The 21300-nt window shown below is 66.2% G+C and carries 24 protein-coding genes; 7 read left to right on the forward strand and 17 right to left on the reverse strand.

What is annotated here, in order from left to right; translation table 11 throughout:
• Positions 1-46 precede the first annotated feature (46 nt).
• A complete protein-coding gene (locus CHB69_RS16240; RefSeq protein ID WP_089216989.1) occupies positions 47-973 on the reverse strand; it encodes a LysR family transcriptional regulator in 927 nt (308 codons plus the stop codon).
• Between the two features lie 83 nt (positions 974-1056).
• On the opposite strand from CHB69_RS16240, the gene CHB69_RS16245 reads away from it, so the two are divergent.
• Complete coding sequence (locus CHB69_RS16245) at positions 1057-1392, forward strand: hypothetical protein (protein ID WP_089216990.1); 336 nt, start codon at positions 1057-1059, stop codon at positions 1390-1392.
• 116 nt (positions 1393-1508) lie between these two features.
• Here the strand turns inward: CHB69_RS16245 and trmB are convergent, their stop codons facing one another.
• The 5 genes from trmB to CHB69_RS16270 form a co-directional block, all read right to left on the reverse strand.
• Positions 1509-2222 (reverse strand): tRNA (guanine(46)-N(7))-methyltransferase TrmB, encoded by a 714-nt coding sequence (gene trmB / locus CHB69_RS16250; protein ID WP_089216991.1) that lies wholly within the window; start codon positions 2220-2222, stop codon positions 1509-1511.
• A gap of 45 nt (positions 2223-2267) precedes the next feature.
• Entirely contained in the window at positions 2268-3353 is a 1086-nt protein-coding gene (locus CHB69_RS16255; RefSeq protein WP_141134019.1) for a hypothetical protein, read from the reverse strand.
• Between the two features lie 65 nt (positions 3354-3418).
• Positions 3419-4645 carry a methionine adenosyltransferase gene (metK, locus tag CHB69_RS16260; RefSeq protein ID WP_089216993.1) on the reverse strand — a complete coding sequence of 409 codons (1227 nt, stop codon included), beginning with the start codon at positions 4643-4645 and terminating at the stop codon, positions 3419-3421.
• A gap of 48 nt (positions 4646-4693) precedes the next feature.
• Complete coding sequence (gene lnt / locus CHB69_RS16265; RefSeq protein ID WP_089216994.1) at positions 4694-6481, reverse strand: apolipoprotein N-acyltransferase; 1788 nt, start codon at positions 6479-6481, stop codon at positions 4694-4696.
• A gap of 94 nt (positions 6482-6575) precedes the next feature.
• Positions 6576-7127, reverse strand: a complete 552-nt coding sequence (locus CHB69_RS16270; RefSeq protein ID WP_089217019.1) for a hypothetical protein — start codon at positions 7125-7127, stop codon at positions 6576-6578.
• 190 nt (positions 7128-7317) lie between these two features.
• On the opposite strand from CHB69_RS16270, the gene CHB69_RS16275 reads away from it, so the two are divergent.
• Positions 7318-8454: a beta-ketoacyl-ACP synthase III gene (locus CHB69_RS16275; protein ID WP_089216995.1), complete on the forward strand. Its 1137-nt coding sequence runs from the start codon at positions 7318-7320 to the stop codon at positions 8452-8454.
• Positions 8455-8572: 118 nt separating this feature from the next.
• On the opposite strand, the gene CHB69_RS16280 is transcribed toward CHB69_RS16275, so the two are convergent.
• From CHB69_RS16280 to hisB, 5 genes are all read right to left on the reverse strand, one after another.
• The gene (locus CHB69_RS16280; protein ID WP_089216996.1) at positions 8573-9649 is read right to left on the reverse strand and encodes a calcium:cation antiporter; all 1077 of its coding nucleotides are present in this window, start codon (positions 9647-9649) and stop codon (positions 8573-8575) included.
• 156 nt (positions 9650-9805) lie between these two features.
• Positions 9806-10591: an imidazole glycerol phosphate synthase subunit HisF gene (hisF, locus tag CHB69_RS16285; RefSeq protein ID WP_089217020.1), complete on the reverse strand. Its 786-nt coding sequence runs from the start codon at positions 10589-10591 to the stop codon at positions 9806-9808.
• 76 nt (positions 10592-10667) lie between these two features.
• Complete coding sequence (gene hisA / locus CHB69_RS16290; protein WP_089216997.1) at positions 10668-11435, reverse strand: 1-(5-phosphoribosyl)-5-[(5-phosphoribosylamino)methylideneamino]imidazole-4-carboxamide isomerase; 768 nt, start codon at positions 11433-11435, stop codon at positions 10668-10670.
• Entirely contained in the window at positions 11423-12031 is a 609-nt protein-coding gene (gene hisH, locus CHB69_RS16295; protein ID WP_089216998.1) for an imidazole glycerol phosphate synthase subunit HisH, read from the reverse strand. Before hisH ends, hisA begins: the two co-directional genes overlap by 13 nt.
• A gap of 106 nt (positions 12032-12137) precedes the next feature.
• A complete protein-coding gene (hisB, locus tag CHB69_RS16300; RefSeq protein ID WP_089216999.1) occupies positions 12138-12725 on the reverse strand; it encodes an imidazoleglycerol-phosphate dehydratase HisB in 588 nt (195 codons plus the stop codon).
• A gap of 86 nt (positions 12726-12811) precedes the next feature.
• Here hisB and CHB69_RS16305 point away from each other — a divergent pair, with 86 nt between their 5' ends.
• Genes CHB69_RS16305 through CHB69_RS16320 form a run of 4 tightly spaced genes read left to right on the forward strand, consistent with a single transcriptional unit; the run spans position 12812 to position 15405 of the window.
• Entirely contained in the window at positions 12812-13291 is a 480-nt protein-coding gene (locus CHB69_RS16305) for an SspB family protein (protein ID WP_089217000.1), read from the forward strand.
• Between the two features lie 4 nt (positions 13292-13295).
• Positions 13296-13610, forward strand: a complete 315-nt coding sequence (locus tag CHB69_RS16310) for a hypothetical protein (RefSeq protein ID WP_089217001.1) — start codon at positions 13296-13298, stop codon at positions 13608-13610.
• Positions 13607-15022 carry a class II fumarate hydratase gene (fumC, locus tag CHB69_RS16315; RefSeq protein WP_089217002.1) on the forward strand — a complete coding sequence of 472 codons (1416 nt, stop codon included), beginning with the start codon at positions 13607-13609 and terminating at the stop codon, positions 15020-15022. The genes CHB69_RS16310 and fumC overlap by 4 nt, the downstream gene beginning before the upstream one ends.
• A gap of 20 nt (positions 15023-15042) precedes the next feature.
• Complete coding sequence (locus CHB69_RS16320) at positions 15043-15405, forward strand: hypothetical protein (protein WP_089217003.1); 363 nt, start codon at positions 15043-15045, stop codon at positions 15403-15405.
• 47 nt (positions 15406-15452) lie between these two features.
• Here the strand turns inward: CHB69_RS16320 and CHB69_RS16325 are convergent, their stop codons facing one another.
• Entirely contained in the window at positions 15453-16004 is a 552-nt protein-coding gene (locus CHB69_RS16325; protein ID WP_281252665.1) for a DUF2585 domain-containing protein, read from the reverse strand.
• 61 nt (positions 16005-16065) lie between these two features.
• Between CHB69_RS16325 and gmk the strand changes: the two genes are divergently transcribed.
• Positions 16066-16728: a guanylate kinase gene (gene gmk, locus CHB69_RS16330; RefSeq protein WP_089217005.1), complete on the forward strand. Its 663-nt coding sequence runs from the start codon at positions 16066-16068 to the stop codon at positions 16726-16728.
• 154 nt (positions 16729-16882) lie between these two features.
• On the opposite strand, the gene CHB69_RS16335 is transcribed toward gmk, so the two are convergent.
• The 5 genes from CHB69_RS16335 to CHB69_RS20810 all read right to left on the reverse strand — a co-directional run.
• On the reverse strand, positions 16883-17320 hold the full coding sequence (locus tag CHB69_RS16335) for an acyl-CoA thioesterase (RefSeq protein WP_089217006.1): 438 nt from the start codon (positions 17318-17320) through the stop codon (positions 16883-16885).
• A 1-nt stretch (position 17321) separates the two neighbouring features.
• On the reverse strand, positions 17322-18104 hold the full coding sequence (locus CHB69_RS16340) for an SDR family NAD(P)-dependent oxidoreductase (protein WP_089217007.1): 783 nt from the start codon (positions 18102-18104) through the stop codon (positions 17322-17324).
• Positions 18105-18250: 146 nt separating this feature from the next.
• Positions 18251-19420 (reverse strand): acetyl-CoA C-acetyltransferase, encoded by a 1170-nt coding sequence (locus tag CHB69_RS16345; protein ID WP_089217008.1) that lies wholly within the window; start codon positions 19418-19420, stop codon positions 18251-18253.
• A 165-nt stretch (positions 19421-19585) separates the two neighbouring features.
• Complete coding sequence (locus tag CHB69_RS16350; protein WP_089217009.1) at positions 19586-20740, reverse strand: acyl-CoA dehydrogenase family protein; 1155 nt, start codon at positions 20738-20740, stop codon at positions 19586-19588.
• A 170-nt stretch (positions 20741-20910) separates the two neighbouring features.
• Positions 20911-21300 (reverse strand): IS30 family transposase (locus tag CHB69_RS20810; RefSeq protein WP_141133923.1); only part of this gene is annotated, 390 nt, incomplete at its 5' end.

Consider the following 21300-nt stretch of genomic DNA (forward strand, 5'->3'; position numbering starts at 1 on the left):
CTGCTGGCGCCGAAGGGAATGCTTCGCGCGACGAGGCGAGCGGCGCTCAGCCTGTTATGTCGTCGGGCAGATGTTCGCGAACATAGTCGATGAAGGCGCGCAGCTTGGGCATCACCTGCTTGCGGCTTGGATAATAGAGAAACAGGCCCGAAGTCGACGCGGCATAGTCGACGAGCGTCAGTTCGAGCAGTCCGGTCTGGACCTGCAATTTGGCGGTCGGCTCGGCAATCATGCCGATCGCGACCCCCGCCCGCATGGCGACCATCATCGCGCTGAAATCATTGACGATCACCGGACCGGTGACGTTGACCTCGAACTCGCGATTACCCTGTTCGAAGGTCCACGGCATCATCGCGCCGGTTGTCATGCGCATCCGCACGCACCGATGATCGCGCAAATCGTCGGGATGTCCGGGGCGGCCGTGGCGTTCGAAATAGGCGGGCGAGGCAGCCGCGACGAAGCGAAAGGGGCCGGTCAGACGGACTGCCACCGCATCGGCATCGAGCGATTCGCCCATCCGCACCCCGGCGTCGAACCCGTCCGCACTCAGATCCGCGAGCGCATCGTCGGCAAAGATTTCCAGTTCGATGTCGGGATAGGTTTCGCAGAAGCCCGCGATGATCGGTTCGAACAATGGCTGGACCGCGCCGCGCATCAGATTGATCCGCAACCGTCCCGCGGGCCGGTTGCCAAGATTGCGCGCCGCTTCATAGGCGTCGGCGAGCCCGGCATAGGCAGGCGCCGCGCGCTCGAGAAACATTTCGCCCGCCTGCGTCAGCCCGACGCTGCGCGTCGTGCGCATGAACAGCGGCGCACCGACCCGCGCCTCGAGCGCCTTTACGGTCTGGCTGATCGCCGATGGCGACACGCCGAGGTCGGCGGCGGCGGCGGAAAAGCTCCGCCGCTCCGCGACACGCAGGAAAGCTTCGATCCCGTCGAGCGCCCCATGGGGAATTGTTAAATCCTGCTTCAAGGCACTTGCAGATTATAGCGGATTATCTATTGGCGCAATCGCGGCTAAAAAGGTTGCACAACGAAACGAAAGGACCCTCTCCCATGACCTATCAGCTCTCCTCTTACCGCCGTTTCCCATCCGCCTTCGCGATCGTCGCGGCTTCGGCGCTCGCCTTCACCGGCCTGATCGCCTCGACCTCGCCGGCCTATGCCCGCGACAGCCAGGATTATCGCTGCACCGGCCTCGCCGATCAGGCAAAGACCGCGGCCAACGATACGCAGGGCGACAAGCAGTCGAGCGCGCAGCGCTTCGTCGCGACCGGCAACAAGCTGTGCGAAGCGGGCAACGAACGCGCCGCCGCCAAGCAGTATCGCGCCGCGCTCAAGATCGCCGGCGTCGCCGAAGTCGAAACCGACAGCAAGATGGCGGCCCGCTGAGCCTTCGACGCCAATCTCCGGCCTGCCTCTCTCCCTCTCCGCGGCAGGCACCACAACTGGGGCGGCACCCAAAAAAAGGGGCCGCCCCATTTTGATTCGCGGGCGCGGCGCGTCCTTCAGCGCCGCCGATAGCGGAAGTACCAGACCTCGTGCCCCTGCGCCCGCGCCTTGGCCTCGTAGCGCGTTTCGGGCCAGCCGGCGGGGCGGACAAGGAAATCCTTCGCCTTCTCTGCCAGCCATTCGAACTGGTGGCGGTGGCGGCGCATCACCATCAGCGCGTGGGCGAGATATATGGGGTGGTCGGTGCCGAAGCGGAACTCGCCGCCGGGTTTCAGCTTGGCGGCGATCAGATCGACCGGCCCGTCGTTCATCATCCGCCGCTTGGCGTGGCGCGCCTTGGGCCACGGGTCGGGGTGGAGCAGATAGGCGAAGCTGAGCGCGCCATCGGGGATGCGCCGCAGCACCTCCAGCGCGTCGCCGTGCTGGATGCGGACATTGCCGAGCGGCGGATGCGCCCCATGGTTGCCCGCGACATGGACCAGCGCCTGCGCGACACCGTTGACGAAGGGTTCGGCCCCGATGAAGCCATGATCGGGCAGCATGTCGGCGCGCGCCGCCATATGCTCGCCGCCGCCGAAGCCGATCTCGAAATGCAGCGGGCGGTCGTAACCGAACAGCCGTTCGGCGGTGATCGCGCCCTCGGCCGGCACCGCGATCTGCGGCAGCAGATTGTCGACGAGGTCCTGCTGGCCGGCGCGCAGCGGCTTGCCCTTGGCGCGGCCATAGAGGCGGTTGAGGGTTGTCGGATCGCCCGACTTGAAAGCGGTCATGCCGCGCGCCCTAGCGCGCGGGCGCGGCAAGCGAAAGGGTGTCCGCTACTTCGGATCGGTCAGTATGTCGATCTCCGCATCCTTGCCCCAGCCGCTCAACCGGGCGACCGGATGGCCCGCGTTGAGGACCTCGGCGACACGGTCGATCGAAGGAAGGCCTGTTTGCGGCGCATAGAGCATGGTTTCGGCCGCGCTGACCAGCAGGATCTGATAGGGCGCCGAGGCGTTGCCGGCAGGCGTGACCGCGCTCCAGGCGCCCGTCTTGCCAACGAGCACGGCGTTGCCATTGTCGCCGAGCGCGATCAGATAGCGGTCGCTGCCATCGTCGGGGCGATAGACACGCATATTGTCGCCGACCACCTCGTCGCGGCACCAGCGGGCGATGGGCTGCGCCTTGAACGGATTGGACGATGTGCCCTGTTGCTGGAACATGACGCCGAACGCCGCGGCGGCGCGGCTTCCCGCATCGCTCGGCGCATCGGCGGCGTCGGCGGCAAAGGCGAGCGGGACGGCGCAGTCGGTGACGGGTGTTGCGGGCGCATGTCCCTCAATCCGGTCGGGCCATCGGATTTCGGCCAGAATGTCGTTCATCCACGCGGCGAGCTCGGCGGGGCCGCGCGATTTCGACGAGGCACGCAATTTCACATACCAGTCACCGACGGCGAGCATGACGATGCCGGTGCTGCGATATCCCGAATCGCCATGTGGGGCATAGACGGTGCGGAGCGCCGACGCGGTGGCCTGGCCCGGCGGCACGAAAGCTTGCGGCGCTATGGCCGGGCTCGGATTCCCGAACAGAGCGCGAGCTTCGACGCTGCCCTGCGCCTGCGCGAACCAGACGGGAATGTCGCCACTGGTATCGCGAAAGACATAGAGGGTAAGCGATTCGGCCGCCCCCTTGGTTTCAAAGGCAACCCCGACGTCAAGATTGTCCGGGGCGAATGCAATGACCTTCGTGCGCGTAATGCCGCCCAGCGTTGCCGGGACTGCGATGCCGCTGTGCGGGTGCGTCCATGCCTGCCCGGCGGGCACGGCGACTTCCGCCGGCTCGAGCGCCGCGGCGCCGGCCGGGATGGCGGACGCCGCCGCCATCGCTGCCCAGAAAAAGCCTCTGAACCAATGCCTTGTCATGCGTGCCCCCCAGCCCGACCAGACCCGGACGCTGGCAGATCGCCGCGCGCATGACAAGCGGCTTCTTATCGGTCGAACGCCGCCTTCAGCTTGTCGACGAGGTCGGTGCGCTCCCACGGGAAGGCGTCACCGCTCGCCTGACGGCCGAAATGGCCATAGGCGGCGGTCTGCTTGTAGATCGGCTTGTTGAGGCCGAGGTGGGTGCGGATGCCCTTCGGGGTCAGGCGCACGAGCTGCGGCAGGAGTTGTTCGAGCGCCGCTTCGGTCACGCCCTCCGCCGCCGTGCCGTGCAAATCGACATAGACCGACAGCGGTTCGGCGACGCCGATCGCGTAGGACAGCTGGATAGTGCAGCGGCGCGCGAGGCCGGCGGCGACGATGTTCTTCGCCAGATAGCGGGTGATATAGGCCGCCGAGCGGTCGACCTTGGTCGGGTCCTTGCCGCTGAACGCGCCGCCGCCGTGCGGGCTCGCGCCGCCATAGGTGTCGACGATGATCTTGCGCCCCGTCAGCCCCGCGTCGCCGTCGGGCCCGCCGATCTCGAAGCGGCCGGTCGGGTTGATATGATAGACGGTATTCGCGGTGAGCAGCTCGGCGGGCAGCACGTCGGCGATCACGCCCTTCACATAGGCGCGCAGTTCCTCATATTTCGCTTCGTCGCCTTCGCCGCCATGGAAAAAATAGCCCGGCGCGTGCTGGGTCGAGACGACGATCGCGGTCGCCTCGACCGGCCGCTCGTTGGCATAGCGCAGCGTGACCTGGCTCTTCGCATCGGGCTCGAGGAAGGGCGCCCTGCCCGATTTGCGGTCCGCGGCCAGGCGCTGCAGGATCTTGTGGCTGTAATCGAGCGTCGCGGGCATCAGGTCGGGGGTCTCGTCGGCGGCATAGCCGAACATGATCCCCTGATCGCCCGCGCCCTCGTCCTTGTTCTCGCCTTCATCGACGCCCTGCGCGATATGTGCCGATTGGCCGTGCAGGTGATTTTCGAGGCGCAGCGTCTCCCAGTGAAAGCCGTCCTGCTCGTATCCGATGTCCTTCACCGTCTTGCGCACGGTGGCTTCGATCTCCTCGAGCGCGCCGGGCGCCCACGCGCCATCTTCATAGACGCCCTTGCAGCGTATCTCGCCCGCGAGCACGACGAGCTGGGTGGTGGTCAGCGTCTCGCAGGCCACGCGCGCTTCGGGGTCCTTCGACAGGAACAGGTCGACGATCGAATCCGAAATCTGGTCAGACACCTTGTCGGGATGCCCTTCTGACACGCTTTCGGAGGTGAAGAGGAAGCTGTTGCGCATGGGAGGCTTTCTGAAGCGATATAAAGGAAGCTTTATGTGCGATTGCTGTTAGCGACCGCGACGACGGAACGCAATGGCGAGTGCGAGCAGCAGCAGCGCGAAGCCGACAGGCAGGATGTTGCCATGGCGTGCAAATAGCGTCGGCGCGTGCGGGCGCGGCAGCACCGTGTCGATGCGCCCCGCCGCGTGCATCGGGATCGATTCGAGCACGCGCCCCTCGGCGTCGATCACCGCGCTGATCCCGGTCGGGGTCGCGCGCACGATCGGCAGCCCCTCCTCGATCGCGCGCAGCCGCGCCTGCGCCAGATGCTGTGGCGGCCCCCACGCCCCGAACCACGCGTCGTTCGACGGGTTGAAGATGAAATCGGGCCGGTGGGCGCGGTCGACGACCTGTCCCGAAAAGATGATCTCGTAACAGATTTGCAGCCCCGCCTTGCCGAACGCACCAAGGTCGAGCGTGCGCGGCCCCGGCCCCGGCCAGAAGTCGATGTCGCCGGGTGCGAGCCGCGACAGGCCGATCGCCGACAGCAAGGGCCGCATCGGCAGATATTCGCCATAGGGGACGAGGTGTGCCTTGTCGTAGCGCGGGCCGAGCGAACCATCGGAATGCACCGTCATCACCGCATTGCGCGCGCCGACCGCCTCGCCCGTCCGGTCGATCTCCAGCTTCAGCGCGCCGAGCAGCATCACGTCGCCGGGGTTCATCAGGCTGGTCAGCCGCCCGCGCGCCTCGGCGGGCGAGCGGTCGTAATAATAGGCCGGATAGCCGGTTTCGAGATAATCGGGGATCGCCGCCTCGGGCCACAGGATCAGACGCGGGCGCGCGTCCTTCGGCGCGGTGAGCCGCGCGAGCTTGACGAAATTGACGTCGGCCTTGCCCCCTTCCCACTTGTCCTCCTGCCCGATATTGGGCTGGACGAGGGTGATGGGGGTGCCCCGATCGGCCTCGATCCGGGCTATCATTTCTTCGAGGGTTTCGTTCTTGGGCGGCGAAGAAGAGTAGGTCCGGCCCGACGAGGGAAAGAATCCAACGACCATAATCAACAACGCGAGTCCGCCTCCTATGGCTAGGAACTTTGCGAAACGACGCGTGTCGAAATCTTCGAGCGCTGCGCCGCGCAGAGCATCTTGCTCCCGCGGATCAGCGAGGCCGCGAGCCTTCAGGGCGCGCAGGATCAGATATTGTTCGATGGCGGCTGCGACCAGTGCACTCCAGACGATTACGAGCCCGCTGACGCCATAGGTGCCAATCAGCTCCAGATAATTTTCACCCAGTACGCCGGCTACATTCCCCGCCAAGGCAACGGCAGCGAGCGGGTTCCAGGCGAAGCCGGTAAACACCCATGCTCGCAGCCATTCGGTTATCGTCCAGAGTGCCGCGAAGCCGAGGATATAGGGCGTGGTGATCGTCGTATAGGGGAGTGCGCGTGGCGTCCCCCTTTCCCGTGCAAGCGGTCGGCTTGCTCCGACACGCCGCCGTATGGCCCACGCCCCCCACGCCGCGAGCGCCGGGTAAACCGCGAGATACAGCGACAGCAGCAGCACCGCGACCCAGCCGAGCCACGCGGGCATCGCCGCCTGATAGGTGAAGGCGGTCGCGATCCAGCCCAGCCCGAGCGCGAAATGGCCGACCCCGAAGGCCCAGCCGATCCCTAGCGCGCGCCAGCCGCGCGGGGCTCGTGCGACGAGCAGCATCCACCCCGCGAGCGCGAGCAGGGTCAGCGGCCACAGGTTCAGCGGCGCGAAGCCGGTCGCCGAAACGAGGCCGAGCAGTAGTGCCAGGCCCTTGGGCCAGCGGTCGGCGAAAACAGCGATGCGGGAAGAAGAGGCGGTCACGCGCGCTGCTTTAACCGCGCCGCGGCGCCGCGACAATGCGGCATGGACCGCCGCGACGAAACCGGCCGGCCGGCAGCGTCGGCCGCGCTGTGCGTCAGTTCGCCGGCCGCGTCTCGTCGATCTTGTCGACCCATTCGGGATAGAAGCTGGGTTCGCGGGCCGACCAGCCCGGCGCGGTCGCGGCGGCTTCGCTGATCGACTGGAGCAGCGTCTTGCGCTTGTCGGGGTGAAGGTGCGGCAGCGAGGCGGCGGCACAAAAGGCGCCGGGTAGCCACGGCCGAGCGTGCGCGCCGAGCAGGCGTTCGTAGAGGAAGCGATAGGGCGAGAAGCCCGGAAGCCGGTCCTGCCCCAGATCGAACGCCGACACGGTGACGAGCGGCGCCATGAAGCCTTCGAGCGAATCGAGCCCGCTATCGTCGGGGATGTGCGCGCGAATCTCGCCGAGCCGCTGATAGACCTTGGCCTGCACGCGGATCGCGGTTTCCTCGACCATGTCGCGCGACCAGCGCGCGATCGCGTCCTCGCGTTCGAGCCCGATGTCGAGCGAGCGGCGGATATAGCGCTGGGTCGCGGCGGGGAAGCCCGCAAACTCCCTGATTTCGGCGATCGAGAGATCGCCCGCTGCCGGTCCTGAACGCGTCGCCATCGTCATGCTCCCGCACGGCGCCCGGAAAGCCATCCCCCGGAGGCCTGCATCTGCCACTATGCCACCAGGCCGGTTAGCGGCTGGTTAACCACGACGTCGGGACAGGTTCAGCAAGGTCGCGGGGCGTTGCGCGGCACGGGCGGCGGGCCTAATCAGCGTCTTGAAACCATAGATCCGCAAGAGAGCCATCATGCCCGACGCACCGCAGCCGGTGATTTCCGCCACCGGCCTTTTCACCCCCGCCGAAGCCATCTCCAACGAAGAACTTGTCGCCAGTTTTAACGAATATGTTGCACTGCACAATAGAAAATATGCCGAAGCGATCGCGGCGGGCGAGGTTGCCGAGCTGACCGAATCGAGCGTCGAATTCATCGAAAAGGCGAGCGGTATCGGCTCGCGCCACGTCGTCGACAAGGCGGGCATCCTCGACCCCGAACATATGGCGCCGCGGCTTCCCGAACGCGCGAACGACGAGTTGTCGATCCTTGCCGAGATCGGCGTCGCGGCGGCGAAGGATGCGCTCGCACGCGCCGGACGCGACGCTTCGGACGTCGATGCGGTGCTGTGCGCGGCGTCGAACATGCAGCGCGCCTATCCGGCGATGGCCATCGAGATTCAGGACGCGCTCGGCATCGACGGCTTCGCTTTCGACATGAACGTCGCCTGCTCGTCGGCGACCTTCGGCATCCAGACCGCCGCCGACTATATCCGCGCGGGTCATGCGAAGAGCGTGCTCGTCGTGAACCCCGAAATCTGTTCGGGGCACCTCAACTGGCGCGACCGCGACAGCCATTTCATCTTCGGCGACGTCGCGACCGCGATCCTGGTCGAGGACAAGGACATCGCGCCCGCGGGGTATTGGGACATATTGGGGACCAGGCTGAAGACGGTCTTTTCGAACAATATCCGCAACAATTTCGGTTTCCTCAACCGCACCCACGGCGCGATCGACCAGTCTGGGCCGAAGTCGGACAAGCTCTTCGTCCAGGAAGGCCGCAAGGTGTTCAAGGAGGTCGTCCCCATGGTCGCGGCGATGATCGTCGCGGAGATGGAAAAGCTGGGACTCGAAGGCGCCGACATGCGCCGCCTGTGGCTGCATCAGGCGAACACCAATATGAACCGGCTGATCGCGCAGCGCGTGCTCGGCCACGAGGCGAGCGAGGACGAGAGCCCGACGGTGCTCGACACCTATGGCAATACGTCGAGCGCGGGATCGATCATCGCTTTTCACCTGAACCATGAAGATATGGTGGCAGGCGACAATGGGCTGATCTGCTCGTTCGGGGCGGGATATTCGGCGGGAACGGTGTTCGTGCGGAAGACGTGAGGCGTAAGCCTTAAATCGTCATTGCGAGGAGCCGAAGGCGACGCGGCAATCCAGAGCCTGCGTAAACCGCTCTGGATTGCTTCGCTCTGCTCGCAATGACGAAAGACTATTCATCATCTTACGGCACGAAGGTCGTGAACAGATAGATCGCGAACAGCATCAGGTGGATCGCGCCCTGCAGCACCGTCGTCCGCCCGTTCGCAAGCGTCTGCGAGGCGACGATCAGCGACAGGAACAGCAGCACCGTGGACTTGGCGTCGAGGCCGAGGCTGATCGGCATGTCGGCGACGATCGACAGGATCGCGACCGCGGGAATCGTGAGGCCGATCGTCGCGAGCGCCGAACCCAGCGCGAGGTTGAGGCTGGTCTGCAAGCGGTCGGCCTTCGCCGCGCGCACCGCCGCCAGCCCCTCGGGCGCGAGGATCAGCGCCGCGATCAGCACGCCGAGCACGGCGGGCGGCGCCCCGGCCACGGCGAGCAGTTCGCCGATCACCGGCGAAAGCGATTTGGCGAGCATCACCACCGCGAACAGGCTGGCGAGCAGCAGCGCACCCGACAGGGCGGTGCGCCGCTTGTCGGGCGGTGCAGCATGCGCGTCGGGCTCGTCCTGCGCCTCGCCCTCGGGCAGGAAATAGTCACGGTGCCGCACCGTCTGCACGAGCGCGAAGGTCGCGTAGAGGATCAGCGAGACGGCCGCGACGAAAGCGAGCTGCGATGTCGAATAGCGCGGCCCCGGAACGCTCGAGGTGAAATTGGGCAGCACCAGCGTCACGATCGTCAGCACGGTCAGCGTCGCGAGCGCGGCGCCGATGCCGGTGCGCTGGAATCTTTGTTCGTGATGGCGGATCGCGCCGCTCAAAAGGCAAAGTCCCATCAGCAGGTTGAGGATGACCATCACTGCCGCGAACACCGTATCGCGCGCGAGCGTCGCGGCCTTCGCCGGTTCGGCCTGCATCAGCGTCAGGATCAGCCCGACCTCGATCACCGTCACCGCAAGCGCGAGGATCAGCGTGCCAAAGGGTTCGCCGACGCGGTGCGCGATCACTTCGGCATGGTGAACCGCCGCGACGACCGCGCCCGCGAGGATCAGGCCGACGAGGAAGGGGTTGAGCGGGATCGCGAAGCTCACCAGCGCCGTAAGGAAGCCCAGGATCGGGAAGGCTTCGGGGGCGTAGCGGCGGATCGGGCTCGTCATCGCCCATCTATTGCAGCCAGCGCGCCGCCGCGCCAGCCCCGCATAACGACAAAGCATAGCCCGTGTGCTCCCGCGAAGGCGGGAGCCCATCTCCTGCCGGCTCGGCATGGGGCCGTTCGGAGATGGGTCCCCGCCTTCGCGGGGACACACGGCTTTTTAATCGGGAACTGCCCTCATATGCTGCGCGCGAACGGGAAGTCCTGCCGCTGCCAACCGCGCATGCGCCTCGGCGATCGTTGCCTCGCCGAAATGGAAGATGCTTGCGGCGAGCACGGCGCTCGCGCCGCCTTCGAGGACGCCGGCGACGAGATGGTCGAGATGGCCGACCCCGCCGCTCGCGATCACCGGCACCGACACCGCATCGGCGATCGCACGGGTGAGCGCGAGGTCATAGCCATCCTTCGTCCCGTCGCGGTCCATGCTGGTGACGAGCAGTTCGCCCGCGCCGAGCGTCGCAAGCCGCACCGCATGGGCGACCGCGTCGATCCCCGTCGGCTGGCGCCCGCCGTGGGTGAAGATTTCCCAGCGCCCCTCCGCAACGCGGCGCGCGTCGATGCTGCCGACCGCGCACTGGCTGCCGAAGCGGTCCGCGATGTCGGCGACGAGTTCGGGGCGCGCGACCGCGGCGCTGTTCACCGCGACCTTGTCGGCACCGGCGAGCAGCAGCGCGCGCGCATCGTCGGCGCTGCGCACCCCGCCGCCGACGGTGAGCGGCATGAAACAGACTTCGGCGGTACGTGCGACCATGTCGAGCAGCGTGCCGCGCCCCTGATGGCTGGCGCTGATGTCGAGGAAGCACAGCTCGTCGGCGCCCGCGGCGTCATAGGCGCGCGCCGCCTCGACCGGATCGCCGGCGTCGCGCAGGTCGACGAAATTGACGCCCTTGACGACGCGCCCGTCGGCGACATCAAGGCAGGGGATGACGCGGACGCGGACGGTCATCTGCTCCCCTCCCATTTATGGGAGGGGTTGGGGGAGGGCATGTCGTCAAGAGTCGGCGTGTAAAACATGCCCTCCCCTAACCCCTCCCGCCTGCGGCAGGGGAATTTCCCGCCGCAATCGCCTCGGCCAGATCGAGCCGCCCGTCATAGAGCGCGCGGCCGGTGATGACCCCCTCGATGCCGTCGCCGACATGGCCGCGCAGCGCGTGGATATCCGCAATTCCCGCCACACCGCCGCTCGCGATCACCTTTATATCGACCGTCTTGGCCAGCGCCACCGTCGCCGCGACATTGCATCCTTTCAGCAGCCCGTCGCGCCCGACGTCGGTGAAGAGCAGCGCCGCAACCCCCGCATCCTCGAAGCGGCGCGCGAGATCCTCGACCCGGACGTCGGACACATCGGCCCAGCCCTCGGTCGCGACCATGCCGTCACGCGCGTCGACGCCGACGATAATCCGCCCCGGCAGGTCGCGCGCCGCCGATTTGACGAATTCGGGGTCTTTCAGCGCCGCGGTGCCGATGATGACGCGGCAGACGCCGAGCGCGAGCCAGCGGTCGACGCCGGCCCGGTCGCGAATGCCGCCGCCGACCTGCACCTTGCCGGGGAAGGCCGCGACGATGGCCTCGACCGCGGCGCCGTTGACGCTTTCCCCCGCAAAGGCGCCGTCGAGATCGACGACATGGAGGTGCGTCGCGCCCGCCTCGGCGAACAGGCGCGCCTGCGCGGCCGGGTCGTCGCCATAGACGGTCGCGCGCGCCATATCGCCCTCGGCGAGCCGCACCACCTGCCCGCCCTTGAGGTCGATCGCGGGGAAGATGGTCAGGCCAGAATCTACGGGCGCCATGCGAGAAATCTTTCGAGTGTCGCAAGGCCATAGGCCTGGCTTTTTTCGGGGTGGAACTGGACGCCGACCAGATTGTCCTTCGCGACCGCGGCGGTGAACGGCCCGCCATGGTCGCTCGTCGCCGCGGTGTGGGCGGCGCCCGCGAAATGATAGCCGTGGAGATAATAGGCCTCGCCGCGCGCGATCACCGGATGCGCGAAGGTCGGGACGACGTCGTTCCAGCCCATGTGCGGGATGCGCAGCCCTGGCGCCGGGGCGAAGGGCCGCACGGTGCCGCCGATCCATCCGAGCCCCTTGTGCGTGCCATGCTCCTCGCCCGCATCGGCGAGCAATTGCATCCCGACGCAGATGCCGAGGAAGGGCGCGCCCTCGCCGCGCACGCGCTGCTCCATCGCATCGACAAGACCGGGAATCGCCGACAGGCCGTTCATGCACGCCGCGAAGGCCCCGACCCCCGGAAGCACGATCCGGTCGGCTTGTCCCACCACCTTGGGATCGGCGGTCACCGCGACATCTTCGGCACCCGCCGCGACGAGCGCATTATGCACCGAGCGAAGATTGCCAGCGCCATAGTCGATCAGGGCGATGGCGCTCAAATTCCCCTCCCGCTTGCGGGAGGGGTTAGGGGAGGGCGTGCCTGACGAATGGCGGTGACCTGAAACAGGCCCTCCTCCGGCCCCTCCCGCAAGCGGGAGGGGAGCGTCACAAAACCCCCTTGGTGCTCGGGATCGCATCGCCCTTGCGCGGGTCGATCTCCACTGCTGCGCGCAGCGCGCGCGCGAGCGCCTTGAACATGCTCTCGGCGATATGATGATTATTCTCGCCATAGAGGGTTTCGATGTGCAGCGTGATGCCCGCGGTCTGCGCGAAGCTATGAAACCAGTGCGGAAAGAGTTCGGTGTCCATCTCGCCGAGGCGCGGCTGCGAAAAGCCCGATTTCCAGACACAATGCGGGCGTCCCGAAATGTCGAGCACGCAGCGGGTCAGCGTTTCGTCCATCGGCGCATGCGCTTCGCCATAGCGCGCGATGCCGCGCTTGTCGCCGAGCGCCTTGGCTACCGCCTCGCCCAGCGCGAGCGCCGAATCCTCGACGGTGTGATGCTGGTCGATATGAAGGTCGCCCTTCACGGTCATCGAAATGTCGATCAGCGAATGGCGCGACAGCTGCTCGACCATATGGTCGAGGAAGCCGATGCCGGTGGACACCGAATAGTCGCCCGTGCCGTCGAGATCGACGGTGATCGCGATATCCGTTTCCTTGGTCGTGCGCTGGACGGTGGCGGTTCGCATGGCGCCCCCATAGCACTCACTTTTCGCCGTGCAAGGTGACTCTCCCCTCTTGACCCGCGAACACGCGCCGTTCATCCCCCTCGCCTATGAACGACGAAGTCCGCGACAGCCTGATTCCCTATGACGAGATCGTGCAGGATGCGCTGCGCGCCGTGGTCGGCCGCGTGCTGCGCCAGATCGAGGGGCACGAGAGCCTGCCGGGCGAGCATCATTTCTATATCACCTTCAAGACGCAGGCGCCCGGCGTCGCGATTCCGGGGCATCTGATCGCCAAATTCCCCGACGAGATGACGATCGTGCTCCAGAACCGCTTCTGGGACCTGGCTGTCGAGGACGACCATTTCAGCGTCGGCCTGTCGTTCAACCAGACCCCGACGATGCTGACCATTCCCTATGCGGCGATCACCGCTTTCGTCGATCCGTCGGTCGATTTCGGGCTGCAGTTCCAGGTCAGCGACGAGGCCGAAGAGCCCGAACCGCACGACGAGGCGCACAACGACCGTCCCGAGGTCGCGAGCGAGGACGGGTCGAACGTCGTCACCGTGGATTTCGGCAAGAAGAAATAGCGCGGTGGGCGGCCCCCTATGGCCCCCCAGCCGTTTCTGGCAATTTTGGGCGCTCGCCGGGATGGTGGTGCTGACCGCGGCCTTCTGGTGGGGGGTCGAGGGCTATGCCATGATCGAAAGCCACTATCCGCGCGGCCAGATCGCCGACGGGCTGCTGCGCTTCGGCCTGCTGGTCCTCACCCCGGCGCTCGTCCTCGTCTGGAGCGCCGCGGCGTGGCTGCGGCGGCGGGTCGGCGAAGGCGGCTATTGGCAGATGCTGGGGCTGGTCGCGGCGATCTGGGCCGGATCGGTGCTGGTCACGAGGATATTGCTGGGATGAGCGACACGCGGATCGAGAGCGACAGCATCGGCGAGATCGCCGTGCCGGCGGGCGCCTATTGGGGCGCGCAGACGCAGCGGTCGATCGAGAATTTCCCCTTCGGCGCGCGCGAGCGGATGCCGGTCGAGATCGTCCACGCGCTGGCGCTGGTCAAACAGGCTGCGGCGCGGGTCAACCGCCGCCACGGGCTTGCGCCCGATAAGGCCGACGCGATCGAGGCGGCGGCGCGGGAAGTGGTCGCGGGCAAGCATGACGACCAGTTTCCGCTCGTCATCTGGCAGACCGGCAGCGGCACCCAGTCGAACATGAACGTCAACGAGGTGATCGCCGGGCGCGCCAACGAGATGCTGACCGGCACGCGCGGCGGCAAGGCGCCGGTGCATCCGAACGACGACGTCAACCGCAGCCAGTCGTCGAACGACAGTTTCCCCACCGCGCTGCACATCGCCTGTTCGCTCGCCGCGACGAAGCGGCTGCTTCCCGCGCTGGCGCGGCTGCGCGACGCGCTCGACGCGAAGGCGGCGGCGTGGGCAGGCATCGTCAAGATCGGCCGCACCCATTTGCAGGACGCGACGCCGCTGACGCTGGGGCAGGAATTTTCGGGCTACGCCAACCAGCTTTATCGCGCCGGACGGCGGATCGAACCGGCGATCGTCAACGGCACCGACCGGCTGGCGCAGGGCGGCACTGCGGTCGGCACCGGGCTCAACGCGCCCGCCGGCTTTTCGGACGAATTCTGCGCGGCGCTGAGCGAAATCAGCAACCATCCCTTCCTGCCGGCCGAGAATATGTTCGAGGCGCTCGCGTCGAACGACCCGCTCGTCCATCTGTCGGGAACGCTGAATACACTCGCGGTCGCGCTCACCAAGATCGCGAACGACATCCGCCTTTTGGGCTCGGGTCCGCGCGCGGGGCTCGGCGAGCTGTCGCTGCCCGCGAACGAGCCGGGCAGCTCGATCATGCCGGGCAAGGTCAACCCGACCCAGTGCGAGATGCTGACGATGGTTGCGGCGCAGGTGATCGGCAACCATCAGGCGGTGACGGTCGGCGGGATGCAGGGGCAGCTCGAGCTCAACGTGTTCAAGCCGCTGATCGGCGCCAATGTCCTGCGCTCGATCGACCTGCTCGCGACCGGCATGGAGAGCTTCGCGGCCCGCTGCGTCGAGGGGATCGAGGCGAACGAAGGCCGTATCGCCGAACTCGTCGAGCGCTCGCTGATGCTCGTCACCGCGCTTGCGCCCGAGATCGGCTACGACAAGGCGGCGAAGATCGCCAAGCAGGCGCACGAGCGAGGGACGACCTTGCGCGAGGCGGCGCTGGCGCTCGGCTATGTCGACGCGGCGACCTTCGACCGCCTCGTCGATCCGCGGCGGATGCTGGGCACGGAACCCGGCCGCCCTCCCGCGGATTGAGGGGGCGAAGGAGAGACGAGATGATGGGACGGATCATCGGCGGCGCGCTCGGCAGCCTGATCGGCCGCGGCAAGGGCAATCACCCGGTCGCAGGTGCAGTGATCGGCGCGGGCACGCTGTTCGCGGCGCGGCGCCTGTTTCCGCAGCGCTATGCGGTGATCGCCGCAACCGCGGCGGCCGCCTATCTGACCAAAAAATGGGCCGACCGGGCGGAGGCGCGGCGGGCAGCCGCGGCGGCGCACGTCGCTGATCCGAATATTGTGTCTGAAGATGTGGTCGACACCTATGCCGGCATCGACGAGCCCGATGGCCGGAGCATCGGCGACGCGCTGCCGCCCGCCATTCCCGTCGGCGGCGATGGAACACGCCCATCGATCCACTGACACGCATCACCAATCGTCGCCCCAGCGATAGCCGGGGCGGCGGACGATCAGCCTCCCTGCCAGTCCTTGATCGCCTCGACCGGCGCGACGAGCATCAATATGTTCAAGGTCAGATTGTCGCGGATCGCCCATAGCGTGAACAATTCGAACGCGATCGCTATGGCAAACGTCGCGCGCCACGGCATCCGGCTTGCAGCGAGAAAACCGAGAATCATGAAGCCCGCATCGCTCACCGAATTGAGGATCGAATCGCCCGAATAGCCATAGGCCATCGTCACCTCGCGATAGCGGTCGATGATGACGGGCGAATTTTCGAGGATCTCCCACGCGCCCTCGATCCCGATCGCGAGCGCCAGCGCGGTCCACAGCAGCGCGCGCGGCATCAGCCAGCGCGACAGGCCATAGAAGATGAAGCCGTGGATCACATGGCTGAAGCTGTACCAGTCGGAGATTTGCTGGCTGTTCTGGTTCGACTGGACGGTGCCGTGCCACAGGCTGACCGTGCCGCACGGGCAGATCGGCGGGCGCCCCATCGCGAACAGGATCGCGGCGAAGAGCAGCATCAGCGCCGCGGCCACGAACCAGCCCCTGCGTGAAATTCCTAAGATGATCGTCCCCCTTCGCGCTTGACCGCGGCGCGTCCTCGCGCAAATAGCCCCAATGGCTGAATCCATGCATCTCGATCGCCGCGGCGTGTTGTTCGTCCTATCCTCGCCGTCGGGCGCGGGAAAGACCACCATTTCGAAAAAGATGCTCGCGTCCGATCCCGCCATCGCGCTGTCGATCTCGGCGACGACGCGGCCGATGCGCCCGGGCGAAACCGACGGGGTCGACTATCATTTCGTCGACGTCGACACGTTCAAGAAAATGGCGGCCGACGGCGAATTCCTCGAATGGGCGCATGTCTTCGGCCACCGCTATGGCACGCCGCGCGCGCGGGTCGAGGAATTGCTCGCGGCGGGCAAGGACGTCTTGTTCGACATCGACTGGCAGGGCGCGCAGCAGCTGTATCAGGAGGCCGGCCCCGACGTCGTGCGCGTCTTCATCCTGCCGCCGACGATGGCCGAACTCGAACGCCGGCTGCGCGCACGAAAGACCGACAGCGACGAAGTGATCGCGGCGCGCATGGCGCGCGCGGCGAACGAGATCAGCCACTGGGACGGCTATGACTATGTGCTGATCAACGACGATGTCGAAGGCTGCTTCGACGAGGTGAAGGCGATCCTGCGCGCCGAACGGCTGAAGCGCCGCCGCCAGATCGGGCTGATCGGCTTCGCCCGCGACCTGATCCGCTCGGTGCCCGAGGCCGATCCGACGTTGTAGCCCGTCAATAGCGTTTCACTCTGATCGTCATCCCGGACTTGATCCGGGATCCATCCACACCAGCGCCGGAGGAATGGATCCCGGATCAAGTCCGGGATGACGAAAGAATGGCAATGGACGTCCCATCCCGAAGCGGCCAGCGATGGAAGAGCAATCAACCCGCCCGCGCCAGATTCGTTTCCAGTTCCGCCACCATCTCCGCACGCAGCGGTTTCGCCTGCCCGTCGGTGCGGCACACGACGACCGTGTCGCAAGTCGCGATGCAGCGGCCGTTCTGGAACATCGCCTGGACGATCGTCCAGCTCGAGGTGCCGAGCCGGCCGATGCCGGTCGCGATCTCGACCGGGTCGGGAAAATTTCCCTCGGCCAGATAGTTGATCTCGACCGCGGCGACCATCGTGCGCTCGTTCGCGGGGCGGTCGCCGAAGGGGCGGATGCGGCGATTCATCAGCACGCGGCCGCTTTCGAACAGCGCGGCAAAAGCCACATTGTTGAGGTGACCATTGATGTCCATGTCCTGAAAGCGCGTCTGCAATTCGATGCAGACGGGGTAGCTGGCGGCGTCGAGCCGCCAGCTTTCCGGTTTCGCCATATCAGCGCGGCCCCATGCGGATGCCGCCGTCGAGGCGCACGTCCTCGCCGTTGAAATAGCCGTTCTCGATCATGCACATGGCGAGGTTCGCATATTCCTGCGGATCGCCGAGCCGCTTCGGGTTGAGCACCGAGGCGCCCAATGCATCGCGCACATTCTGCGGCGCGCCGGCGAGCAGCGGGGTGTCGAAAATCCCCGGCAGGATCGTGTTGACGCGGATGCTCTCGCTCGCCAGGTCGCGCGCGACGGGGAGCGTCATGCCGACGACGCCGCCCTTCGACGCCGAATAGGCGGCCTGGCCGATCTGGCCATCCTCGGCCGCGACGCTCGCGGTGTTGACGATCGCGCCGCGCTCGCCGTCGTCCATCGGGTCGAGCGTCAGCATGCCCGCCGCCGACTTGGCGATGCAGCGGAAGGTGCCGACGAGGTTGATCTGGATGATCCAGTTGAACGCATCGAGCGGGAAATGCTTGATGCTGCCGTCTTCCTTCGACCGGCTCGCGGTCTTGATCGCATTGCCGGTGCCGGCGCAGTTGACGAGGATGCGTTCCTGCCCGATCGCGGCGCGCGCCTTGGCGAAGGCGGCATCGACGCTCGCGTCGTCGGTGACGTTGCATTCGCAGAAGACGCCGCCGATTTCCTCGGCGATCGCCTTGCCCTTTTCTTCCTGCAGGTCGAAGATCGCGACCTTGACGCCCTTTGCCGCGAGCGCGCGCGCGGTCGCCGCGCCGAGGCCCGAAGCGCCGCCGGTGACGACGGCGGATACGGTGGAATCGAGTTTCATTCTAATGTTCCTTCCCTAATCCCGTTCGCCCTGAGGAGGGGCTGAGCTTGTCGAAGCCCCGTCTCGAAGGGGCGCTGGGTCGCGGTCCTTCGAGACGCCATTTCGACAAGCTCAATGGCTCCTCAGGACGAACGGCTGTTTCATGTTCAAAGCCGCTCGACGATCGTGACGTTCGCCTGGCCGCCGCCTTCGCACATCGTCTGGAGGCCGTACTTCCCGCCGGTCGCGTCGAGCACGCCGAGCAAAGTCGCCATCAGCTTGGTGCCGCTCGCGCCGAGCGGGTGGCCGAGCGCGATCGCGCCGCCGTGGACGTTGAGCCGCGCATGGTCGGCGCCGAGATATTTCATCCACGCGAGCGGCACCGGCGCGAACGCCTCGTTGACCTCATAGGCGTCGATGTCGCCGATTTTCATCCCCGCCTTCTTCAGCGCCTTTTCGGTCGCGAACAGCGGCTCTTCGAGCATGATGACGGGGTCGCCCGCGGTCACCGAAATATGGTGGATGCGCGCGCGCGGGGTCAGGCCATGATCCTTGAGCGCCTGTTCGGAGACGATCAGCGCGGCCGACGCGCCGTCGCAGATCTGCGAGCTCGATGCCGCGGTGATCGTGCCGCCTTCCTGGAGCAGCTTGACGCCGGCGATACCCTCAAGCGTCGCGTCGAAGCGGATGCCCTCGTCGACCTTGTGCATCGCGGCGCCTTCGGGGGTTTCGATCGCGATCGGCACGATCTCGCGTTCGAACTTGCCGCCCTCGGTCGCCGCCCTGGCGCGGCGGTGGCTTTCGAGCGCGAAGGCATCGAGGTCGTCCTTGGTGAAGCCGTGCTTCTTGACGATCATCTCGGCGCCCATGAACTGGCTGAACATGATGCCGGGATATTTCTCCTCGAGCCGCGGCGACTTATAATTGCCGAGCCCTTCCTTCATGAACAGCGTCGCGACGCTGCCCATCGGCACGCGCGTCATGCTCTCGATCCCGCTTGCGAGCACGATGTCCTGCGTCCCCGACATCACCGCCTGCGCGGCGAACATCATCGCCTGCTGCGACGATCCGCACTGGCGGTCGATCGTGACCGCGGGGATCGAGTCGGGCAGCTTCGAGGCGAGCACGGCGTTGCGGCCGAGATCCATCGTCTGCTCGCCGCCCTGGCTGACGCAGCCGGTGATGACGTCGTCGATCGCCGCGGTGTCGAAATCGTTGCGGTCGGCGATCGCGTCATAGACCGCGGCGCCGAGGTCGACGGGATGCACGCCGGCGAGCCGGCCGCCGCGACGGCCGCCCGCGGTACGCACGGCATCGACGATATAAGCAGCAGCCATTGGGGAGTTCCTTTCTTCCTAAAGCCCCTCCCCTTCAGGGGAGGGGTTGGGGTGGGGGCTGTCGAGGTTGCGCAAGGCCGATGGCCCCCACCCCGCTCGACTAAGACCCGGCTCACGCCGGGCCAGTCTCACTGCCCCTCCCCTGAAGGGGGAGGGGTTTGGTCCTCAAAGCTTCCGCCCGATCAGTTCCTTCATAATCTCGTTGGTGCCGCCGAAGATGCGCGTCACGCGCGCCGCGCGCCAGGCGCGGGCGATCGGATATTCGTTCATGTAACCCGCGCCGCCGAACAGCTGGAGGCACTTGTCCATCACCTCCCACTGAAGGTCGGTGTGCCACAGCTTCGCCGCGGCGCCCTCTTCGGGTGTAAGTTCCTTCTTCATGTGGCGCGCGAGCGCCCAGTCGAGGTGCGCCCAGCCGACCTGCAGCTTCGCCTTCAGGTCGGCGAGGACGAAGCGGCTGTTCTGAAAGTCGAGGATCGGCTTGCCGAACGCCTTGCGGTCGCGGGTGTATTCGACCGTATCGTCGAAGGCGCGCTGCGCCGACGCCTGCGCCGACACCGCGATCGACAGGCGTTCCTGCGGCAGCTCGCTCATCAGATAGATGAAGCCCTGCCCCTCTTCGCCGAGGCAGTTGGTGATCGGCACGCGGACGTCGTTGAAGAAAAGTTCGGAGGTGTCGGCTTCGTCCTGCCCGATCTTGTCGAGGTTGCGGCCGCGCTCGAAGCCTTCGCGCTCCGCCTCGACGAGGACGATCGACACGCCCTTCCACGCCGGCTGCACGTCGGTGTCGGTCTTGGCGCAGACGAGGATCAGGTCGGCGTTCTGGCCGTTGGTGATATAGGTTTTCGACCCGTTGATGACATAGTGATTGCCATCCTTCTTCGCGGTCGTGCGCATCCCCTGCAGGTCGCTGCCGGTGCCGGGTTCGGTCATCGCGATCGCGGTGATGACTTCGCCCGCGACCATCCTGGGCAGCCAGTGCTTCTTCTGCTCTTCGCTGCCATAGCGGACGATATAATTGGCGACGATGTCCGACTGGAGCGAGAAGCCGGTGGTGACGCGCCCGTAATAGGCGCTCTCTTCGTCGACGATCGCATTATAGCCGAAGTCGAGGCCGAGCCCGCCATATTCCTCGGGAACCGTGGGGCAAAGCATGCCGATCTCGCCCGCCTTGGGCCACAGCGCCTTGGGGACGATCTTGTCCTCGGCCCATTGCGCCTGGTTGGGGGCGACTTCCTTTTCGAGAAACTGGCGCACCGTCGCGCGGAACGCCTCATGATCCTCATTATAGGCGGTACGCGACAGATTATCGAGCGACATGGTCTTCCTTTCCCTTCGCGGACCGGACGCAGGCGGGGAGCCGGCCGCAGCAACTGGCCGCGCATCGCGGCGCGTCCTTCGAATGCTAATGGACCTTACGTTTACGTCCACGTCAAGTAGAAATGCCGTTACGGCACAAAGTTCGCCCCCTCCCCCCCCCTTCCCCTTCGTCACCCCGGACTTGATCCGGGTGTGGATTCACATTTGAAGTGCAACGGTATGAAGACTTCGGCTGGGGTTTGGAAGCCGAGGCATTTTCTGGGAGTATTGTTGTAGATTGCGATGATGGCGTCGAAGGCGTTGGGGGGCAAGTCGTCGAGGCTGGTTTTTCGGGGGAGGTATCGACGGAGGCGACCGATGGCGTTTTCGATGCCGCCTTTCTGCCATGGGGCGTGCGGATCGCAGAAGAAGGCCTGGATAGCGAGTTGCCTTTCGATGCGGTGATGGCGGGTAAATTCGGTGCCATTGTCGAAGGTGATCGACCGTCGCAGCGACGCGGGCATTGGCTGGAGCAACTGGACGATGGCGTCGGCGACGGGATCGGCCTTGAGGCTGTTTTG

Origin of the sequence: Sphingopyxis indica, from assembly GCF_900188185.1 — a bacterium.
GTDB classification, from domain to species: domain Bacteria; phylum Pseudomonadota; class Alphaproteobacteria; order Sphingomonadales; family Sphingomonadaceae; genus Sphingopyxis; species Sphingopyxis indica.

Coding starts and splice junctions, on each gene's coding strand:
- CHB69_RS16280 (WP_089216996.1), bottom strand. CDS start 9,649: ATGACGAGCCCGATCCGCCGCTACGCCCCCGAAGCCTTCCCGATCCTG.
- hisA (WP_089216997.1), bottom strand. CDS start 11,435: ATGGCGCCCGTAGATTCTGGCCTGACCATCTTCCCCGCGATCGACCTC.
- CHB69_RS16335 (WP_089217006.1), bottom strand. CDS start 17,320: ATGGCGAAACCGGAAAGCTGGCGGCTCGACGCCGCCAGCTACCCCGTC.
- fumC (WP_089217002.1), top strand. CDS start 13,607: ATGAGCGACACGCGGATCGAGAGCGACAGCATCGGCGAGATCGCCGTG.
- CHB69_RS16340 (WP_089217007.1), bottom strand. CDS start 18,104: ATGAAACTCGATTCCACCGTATCCGCCGTCGTCACCGGCGGCGCTTCG.
- CHB69_RS16275 (WP_089216995.1), top strand. CDS start 7,318: ATGCCCGACGCACCGCAGCCGGTGATTTCCGCCACCGGCCTTTTCACC.
- CHB69_RS16255 (WP_141134019.1), bottom strand. CDS start 3,353: ATGACAAGGCATTGGTTCAGAGGCTTTTTCTGGGCAGCGATGGCGGCG.
- hisB (WP_089216999.1), bottom strand. CDS start 12,725: ATGCGAACCGCCACCGTCCAGCGCACGACCAAGGAAACGGATATCGCG.
- CHB69_RS16345 (WP_089217008.1), bottom strand. CDS start 19,420: ATGGCTGCTGCTTATATCGTCGATGCCGTGCGTACCGCGGGCGGCCGT.
- hisF (WP_089217020.1), bottom strand. CDS start 10,591: ATGACCGTCCGCGTCCGCGTCATCCCCTGCCTTGATGTCGCCGACGGG.
- CHB69_RS16245 (WP_089216990.1), top strand. CDS start 1,057: ATGACCTATCAGCTCTCCTCTTACCGCCGTTTCCCATCCGCCTTCGCG.
- CHB69_RS16305 (WP_089217000.1), top strand. CDS start 12,812: ATGAACGACGAAGTCCGCGACAGCCTGATTCCCTATGACGAGATCGTG.
- trmB (WP_089216991.1), bottom strand. CDS start 2,222: ATGACCGCTTTCAAGTCGGGCGATCCGACAACCCTCAACCGCCTCTAT.
- CHB69_RS16320 (WP_089217003.1), top strand. CDS start 15,043: ATGATGGGACGGATCATCGGCGGCGCGCTCGGCAGCCTGATCGGCCGC.
- metK (WP_089216993.1), bottom strand. CDS start 4,645: ATGCGCAACAGCTTCCTCTTCACCTCCGAAAGCGTGTCAGAAGGGCAT.
- CHB69_RS16350 (WP_089217009.1), bottom strand. CDS start 20,740: ATGTCGCTCGATAATCTGTCGCGTACCGCCTATAATGAGGATCATGAG.
- gmk (WP_089217005.1), top strand. CDS start 16,066: ATGGCTGAATCCATGCATCTCGATCGCCGCGGCGTGTTGTTCGTCCTA.
- CHB69_RS16270 (WP_089217019.1), bottom strand. CDS start 7,127: ATGGCGACGCGTTCAGGACCGGCAGCGGGCGATCTCTCGATCGCCGAA.